The 6937-nt window shown below is 42.6% G+C and carries 5 protein-coding genes; 2 read left to right on the top strand and 3 right to left on the bottom strand.

The window, feature by feature from the left end:
* The first annotated feature begins 13 nt into the window (after positions 1-13).
* Positions 14-1030, top strand: a complete 1017-nt coding sequence (gene tsaD, locus KKA81_10075; protein ID MBU2651270.1) for a tRNA (adenosine(37)-N6)-threonylcarbamoyltransferase complex transferase subunit TsaD — start codon at positions 14-16, stop codon at positions 1028-1030.
* Between the two features lie 4 nt (positions 1031-1034).
* On the top strand, positions 1035-2048 hold the full coding sequence (locus tag KKA81_10070; GenBank protein ID MBU2651269.1) for a zinc-binding dehydrogenase: 1014 nt from the start codon (positions 1035-1037) through the stop codon (positions 2046-2048).
* A 3-nt stretch (positions 2049-2051) separates the two neighbouring features.
* On the opposite strand, the gene KKA81_10065 is transcribed toward KKA81_10070, so the two are convergent.
* The 3 genes from KKA81_10065 to KKA81_10055 are packed head-to-tail and all read right to left on the bottom strand — an operon-like array spanning position 2052 to position 6936.
* Positions 2052-2894, bottom strand: coding sequence for a hypothetical protein (locus tag KKA81_10065; protein MBU2651268.1), 843 nt, complete (start codon positions 2892-2894; stop codon positions 2052-2054).
* Between the two features lie 58 nt (positions 2895-2952).
* Complete coding sequence (locus tag KKA81_10060) at positions 2953-4167, bottom strand: FprA family A-type flavoprotein (GenBank protein MBU2651267.1); 1215 nt, start codon at positions 4165-4167, stop codon at positions 2953-2955.
* 12 nt (positions 4168-4179) lie between these two features.
* On the bottom strand, positions 4180-6936 hold the full coding sequence (locus KKA81_10055; protein ID MBU2651266.1) for a DNA gyrase/topoisomerase IV subunit A: 2757 nt from the start codon (positions 6934-6936) through the stop codon (positions 4180-4182).
* Between the last annotated feature and the right edge of the window lies 1 nt (position 6937).

Genomic DNA, 6937 nt, shown 5'->3' with positions numbered 1-6937 from the left:
TGATAGATCCAACATGAGTATTACCATCCTGGGCATAGAATCATCCTGCGACGACACATCTGCTGCTGTGATCCGTGATACCACCATTTTGTCGAATATCATTGCCAATCAGGACGTGCACAGACATTACGGCGGCGTTGTTCCAGAGCTTGCCTCAAGGGCTCACCAGCAAAACATCATACCCGTTATCGACCATGCATTAAAGGTAGCAAATATAAGTAAAAATAACCTCGATGCGATAGCATTTACCAATGGTCCGGGGCTTTTAGGGTCTTTATTGGTAGGTACTTCATTTGCAAAATCTTTTGCACTTGCTTCAGGCATCCGTTTGATCGCGGTTGACCATATGAAAGCCCATATCCTGGCGCATTTCATCCAGCAAAAAGACAGCGAGCATCCCGTGCCGGCATTTCCATTCCTTTGCCTGACAGTAAGCGGAGGACATACCCAGATCGTCAGGGTTTCTGATCCCTACACGTTCGAGGTTATTGGAAAAACGCTTGACGATGCTTCCGGTGAAGCCTTTGACAAAGCTGCCAAAATCATGGGGCTTCCATATCCGGGTGGACCTGAGGTGGATAAACTGGCCAAAAGTGGAGATCCATTTAGGTTTTCTTTCCCGGAACCTAAAATTCCAGGACTGGATTATAGTTTTAGCGGCTTAAAAACATCATTTCTTTATCTTGTCAGGGACGAATTAAAGAAAGACCAGGGGTTTATTGAAAATAACAAAGCAGATCTCTGTGCATCCATTCAATTTACCATCATTCAGGTTTTAATGCATAAGCTCATTCAGGCCAGTAAGGAAACAGGAATACAGGAGATTGCCATTGCCGGTGGCGTTTCTGCCAATTCTGCTCTAAGAAACCGTTTACAGGAACTGAAGGAAGAACTGGGCTGGAATGTTTTTATTCCCCGTTTTGAATATACTACCGATAATGCAGCCATGATCGCGGTTGCAGGATATTTCTCCTTCCTGAAAAAGGAATTTGCCGGCCAGGAAACAACCCCATACGCCAGAAATCTTTAATACCATGAAAATCCGTTGTTTACGCATACCCGATTATGCACTGAATATTGTCAGAGCAGCTAAAAGCATGTGGCTTGAGACCCTCGACCAAGAAGTCGGCCTTAAGCCCGATCAGGTTCTAATCCATCTGCTTGCAGCCCCAATAAACCCATCCGACATTTCTTTCATTCAGGGGCGGTATAATATTCGTAAGTCATTGCCGGCCATTCCAGGGTTTGAGGCTGCGGGGATTGTTGTTCTTACAGGAAACGATCCTAAGGCAAAGGCGTTGGATGGCAAAAGAGTAAGTTGTTTTACCCAGGAAAAAGAATGGGGTACGTGGTCGGAGTATTTTGTAGCAGGATGCGGTGACTGCATTCCCATTGAGGATGGCATTCCCGATGACCAGGCAGCTTGCCTGAGCGTCAATCCACTCACAGCATTTGGACTGTTCCGGCATGTAAAAGATAAGGGATGCCCTTCTGTTCTCTTAAATGCTGCAGGCTCGCAGGTCGCGTCCCTTATAAGGCAAATGGCTTCAATGGAAGGCATAAACGTGATTAATATCGTCAGGAAATCTGAACAAGCGGATTATCTCTTACAACAAGGCGAACAATATGTAATAAACCAACAGGAAGAAGGGTTTCAAGACATCCTGGAAAAGATGACCCATAAACTGGATACACGCCTGGCTCTCGATGCTGTTGGAGGTGAGTTAAGCGGAATCATTTTAAACAGTATGCCCGGAAATTCAGAATTGGTAATTTATGGTGGATTATCCGGCAAACCTACCGGGTCATTCGATAACCTGGAAATGATATTTCAAGGAAAAGCCTTTAGAGGATGGAACCTGTATGACTGGAAAAAGGAGGTTGGAGAAGAAGGATTCCAGAAAGCAACAGCAAAAATTCAAAAATGGATATTGGAAGGTAAACTAAAAACTACGATTCAAGCTACATTACCTATCGACCAATTTGAAAGCGGATTATTTCAATATATAAAAAACATGTCGGGAGGTAAAATCCTTTTTACCCCCTGATAATTATTCAACAGGTTTAAACCTGTCGTCATCCACCGGGACAAAGGCATTACGCTTGCGGTCGTAATGATAATAGAGTTCAGGCTTTACATCTTCCGGAGCATTACTATAAATGTATATATTCATAAGAAAATCGTAAGTATAGCCGGCATATTTCTCGCCCAGGAATCCTGCAAGATCATAAATATCCTGGACATTCAATGAGTCAACAGAAAAATCATATGACAATTCTCCGGAAAAAGGGTAATATCGAAACTGTCCGGAATAGCCGTCCATTACATAGTGACTCGCGTACAATACAATAGGTTCATCATCATCTTTGTTCATCCTGGAAAACTCAAACCAAACATTAAGCCCGACAGCATTCAGATCAATTTCCTTATAATAAAGGTAATCATCAAATACTTCTTCGTCACGATACTCCTGGATATACTCTTCCAGTTCCATCTGTGCGATATTCAGGATAAAGGATGGTTTCCTGATAATGAGGAATGTATCCATCTGAAAATCGGAAAATGTTTCAATTCCTAGTGCTTCCATCTCACCCAGGAATCTTTTGTTAAATTCAGCTAGCAGGATGGAATCATCAACGAGCTGAAGGTAGCTACTGTTGAAAAATAGCGTTGAATCAAGTTCGAACTCATCCAATTCCTGATATCCATGAATCTGATCCTTTTTTAGATTGGTTTTGAAAACATAATCAGGGGAAATATACATTAGGGCGGGCTTTTCTGCGTGCTCCACGAATTGTTTAGCCAGTTTGTATTCAATTGTGCAGGATGAGAGCATCATGAATACGGAGGTAAGCAGAAACAAAGCAAGGATAGTCCGGAGTTTTTTGAGCATTTTTTACAACATGTAAGTTTTCAAAATAACAAACTCAGGGCCAACGAAAAAATTATGTTTATTGACTCGCGTTTTCCAGTAATTTTTTACCAAAGCGAAAACCATAATCTTCGGCCATTTTCAGATCTTTAACGTCAGGGGAGAATTTAACAAATATCCCATCTTCAAAATAACTGAGTTTCAGATTCTTCAATGCAGATTCTATCAGTTGTTTTCCTTCTCCACTCCAGCCATAGGAGCCAAAACCACCTGCAAGTTTTTTATGATCCCTGATGGGGTTTATTACTGCAAATAATTTGTAAACCGGCAATAAAATATTCTGGTTTATGGTTGGGCAACCAGCTAAAACTGCGGAAGAGCTGGTCATTTGTGCATCCAGGTCGCCAATGGAAGTGTTTTCAATATCCATTACCACAACCTCAATCTCACCGGCTTTTTTAATTCCCAGGGCAATATGCTCGGCAAGCAGCCCTGTTTTGTGATACGCTGAGACATAAGGGATGAAGACCTTGTTGGTAACCGGGTAGCTCAGGTATTCCCTGGCATACTCTTCGGAAAGGTCGACCCATTTTTTCCAGTTATGGCGAAGTATTGGGCCGTGACCGGGACAAACGACACTAATATCAAGAGGTTTTATCTTCTCAATGGCACGGATCATGAACTTGCTATAGGGCTTCAGGATGACATCGAAATAGTATTTAAAAGAATCGGTATGATCCGGGATCGTATCATCGAACATTTCCGCATCGCAATAATGAGCCCCAAAAGAATCGCAGGTAAAGAGGATTTTATCTTCAACCAGGTATGTGTATATTGAATCGGGCCAATGCAGGTTAGGGGCACTGATGAAGCGAAGGGTTTTATTCCCCAGGCTAAGCGTATCCCCGTCTTTTACAGCCAGGGAACGAAACTCCGTTTCCATCAGATCCGACAGGTAACGGATGGCATTTCCGCTGCCAACGACAACAGCCTGCGGTGCAAGTTTAAGTATATTTTTCACATTGCCGGAATGATCCGGTTCTGTGTGATCAAGAACGATGTATTCGATTTTGGAGGGGTCGCAAACCCGATTCAGTTTTTCCAGATAAACATCCCAGAATTTTTCTTTGCTGGTTTCAATCAATGTTTTCTTTTCGGCATCAATAAAATAAGAGTTGTAGGTAGTTCCGTATTTGGTCTCCATCACTACGTCGAAAGTAACGATATCGTAGTCGAGGATACCTATCCATTTGACATCAGGACTTACGTCCAGGATACGGTCGTCTTTTTTCATTGTATAAAGGTTTTAAAAATCAAAAGTCATTTGTTGAGCACCACCATGATTCTCAGAATCATCATCTTGTTTTTCAAGGGAGCTTTTCGTTATATCTTCATTAGTTACCGGTTCCATTTCTGGTGATGTAGGCGTTTCCTGTATATCCTCATTTACCGGAGTCCCGTTTTCTTCTTCCGGTATCTCCTCCATATTTACTTCCACAGGAATGGGCTCCAGCCATCGTACTTTGGAAACCTGGTGAACTGAGAGTCTTTTTCCTTTTGCTTTATGGCTTTTTATGGCAATAAAATCAGCTACACTGAGCATAATAGATTCTTTCGGGCTTTTGGCCGATTTCTTTGTTAAGTCCATCTCGAGCCTGGGCAGGTAATCGAGGCTGAAAGCCACCATCCGTGTCCCTGGATGATCGTTAAGGAAACCTGTTTTCTTGTCACTGTCTTCAACATGAAAACGTTTGAGGTAATGAACTTCCTGTTCTCCATCGAAATAGACAACAGAAACGATTCCTTTTGGATCGAATTTCCCTATATAGGCCATATCCTCCTCAAAATGTAATGAAAGGTCAAAGCCATAAAGTTTCCATGATCCCGACCGCATGATGGTGAATATTTTGTCATCACCTTTAAAAGCGCCGAGATATTTTCCCCTTTCATCAGTGTTAAGCCTGCGTACGGTTTCATCATACCAAAGATGCATTGCGCCAAGGGTAGAGATGCCTTCCTCCTGTTTCTGTATCTTTAATACAGGCTTGCGCGTCAGGATATTTCCTTTGGAGTTTCTACCTTTAATGGCAAGGTCGCTAAAAGCGTATTCAAAACTTTTGGTTTTCAACCTGGGTAAAGGCTTCAGCAACACCTTGATAACCTCGGCTTCTCCATTCGGATTTGCTGAGAAATAAAGAATTTTGGAATTCTCTGAACCTATGGTAAGGTCATATTCTTTATCGCGTGTGACTCCGAGGACGGCAAAACGTTTAACGTAAGAAGCACCGCCTTTGCCATCGCGATAAACCACATTATAGATTGTACGTTCATCATTACGGCGAAAGACATCGATATGAATAATATTTTTACCTACAAAAACCTTGGAGGCAATTTTGGTGACCAGGAAAGTGCCATCGGAACGGAAGACAATAATATCGTCAATATCTGAGCAATCGCAAACGTATTCATCTTTTCGCAGCGCAGTTCCCGCAAAGCCCTCTTCACGGTTAACATAAAGTTTTTGGGTGGCGGCTGCGACAGACACAGCTTCAATGGTATCGAAATTGCGGATCTCGGTTTTTCTCTCTCTTCCCTTACCGTACTTTTTCCTGATCTGCCGGTAATAATTTATTGAATAATCGATGATATGCTCAAGGTGGTTAGCCACCTCTTCCATTTCTGTCTCAATGCTTTTTATCAGTTCGTCGGCCTTAAACGAATTGTATTTGGATATACGTTTTATTTTTATCTCCGTAAGCTGGGCAATATCATCCCGTGTGATAGCCCGTTTAAACATTTTCACATAAGGAGCAAGGCCTTTATCGATAGTCTCTATCACCTCCTCCCATGACTCGCAGGTTTCGATTTTTCGGTAAATTCTCTTTTCAATGAATATCTTTTCCAGGGAAGAAAAATGCCATTGTTCTTCCAATTCAGCCATCCTGATCTGCAATTCCCGTGTAAGCAGATTAACGGTATTTCTAACAGAAATGCGCAGAATCTCCTTTACATCGATAAAACGTGGTTTACCTTCTTCAATTACACAACAATTGGGGGAAACGGAAACCTCACAGCTTGTAAAGGCATATAATGCATCTATGGTTTGATCAGGACTAACACCCTGATTGAGATGTATGAGAACCTCTACATTCTCTGCCGTGTTATCATCGATTTTTCTGATCTTGATTTTACCTTTATCGTTGGCTGCAACAATGCTGTCGATAAGTGTTGACGTGGTGGTTCCAAAAGGAATTTCAGTGACAGCCAGGGTACGGTTATCCATTTTATTAATACGAGCCCTGATCCTGACACGACCACCACGGGATCCATCCTGGTATTTTGAGAAGTCGGCCAGCCCTCCGGTAGGAAAGTCGGGAAGGATAATAAAATCTTTTTCCTGGAGAATATTTATAGAAGCATCGATTAATTCGATGAAGTTATGGGGTAAAATCTTAGAGGCAAGTCCCACAGCAATACCTTCCACTCCCTGGGCAAGCAGGAGAGGAAATTTCACCGGTAAGGCGAGAGGCTCCTTGTTCCTGCCATCATAAGATAATTTCCAATGGGTAGTTTTGGGATTGAAGACAACTTCGAGGGCAAATTTCGATAGGCGGGCCTCAATATAACGTGGCGCAGCGGCACTATCTCCTGTGTGTATGTTTCCCCAGTTTCCCTGGGTATCGATAAGAATGTCCTTTTGTCCGAGTTGTACCAGAGCATCACCTATGGAGGCATCTCCATGAGGATGATACTTCATAGTGTGCCCGATGATGTTGGCCACCTTATTGTACCTGCCATCATCCAGCTCTTTCATGGCATGGAGTATCCTTCGCTGAACCGGCTTTAATCCGTCATATACATCAGGTACAGCCCTTTCCAGGATCACATAGGAAGCATAATCCAGGAACCAGTTCTGGTACATCCCTGAAAGGTGTATGGTTTTGAACGCATCTTCCTTTTTCAGTACTTCCGGCACATGGGAACCTGATCCCTTTTGACCTGAATCAGCATCAAAATCTTCCCCCTCAGGGAAAACATCCTTTATATCATCATTATCCTGCATG

It is taken from the genome of Bacteroidota bacterium, from assembly GCA_018831055.1.
Classification (GTDB): Bacteria; Bacteroidota; Bacteroidia; order Bacteroidales; family B18-G4; genus M55B132.
Note: the sequence above shows the minus strand (reverse complement) of the source record. Positions and strands in the feature narration are given on the sequence as shown.

Excerpts from the sequence above, each read along its gene's own strand:
- tsaD (MBU2651270.1), top strand. The coding sequence starts at position 14 with ATGAGTATTACCATCCTGGGCATAGAATCATCCTGCGACGACACATCT.
- KKA81_10070 (MBU2651269.1), top strand. The coding sequence starts at position 1,035 with ATGAAAATCCGTTGTTTACGCATACCCGATTATGCACTGAATATTGTC.
- KKA81_10065 (MBU2651268.1), bottom strand. The coding sequence starts at position 2,894 with ATGCTCAAAAAACTCCGGACTATCCTTGCTTTGTTTCTGCTTACCTCC.
- KKA81_10060 (MBU2651267.1), bottom strand. The coding sequence starts at position 4,167 with ATGAAAAAAGACGACCGTATCCTGGACGTAAGTCCTGATGTCAAATGG.
- KKA81_10055 (MBU2651266.1), bottom strand. The coding sequence starts at position 6,936 with ATGCAGGATAATGATGATATAAAGGATGTTTTCCCTGAGGGGGAAGAT.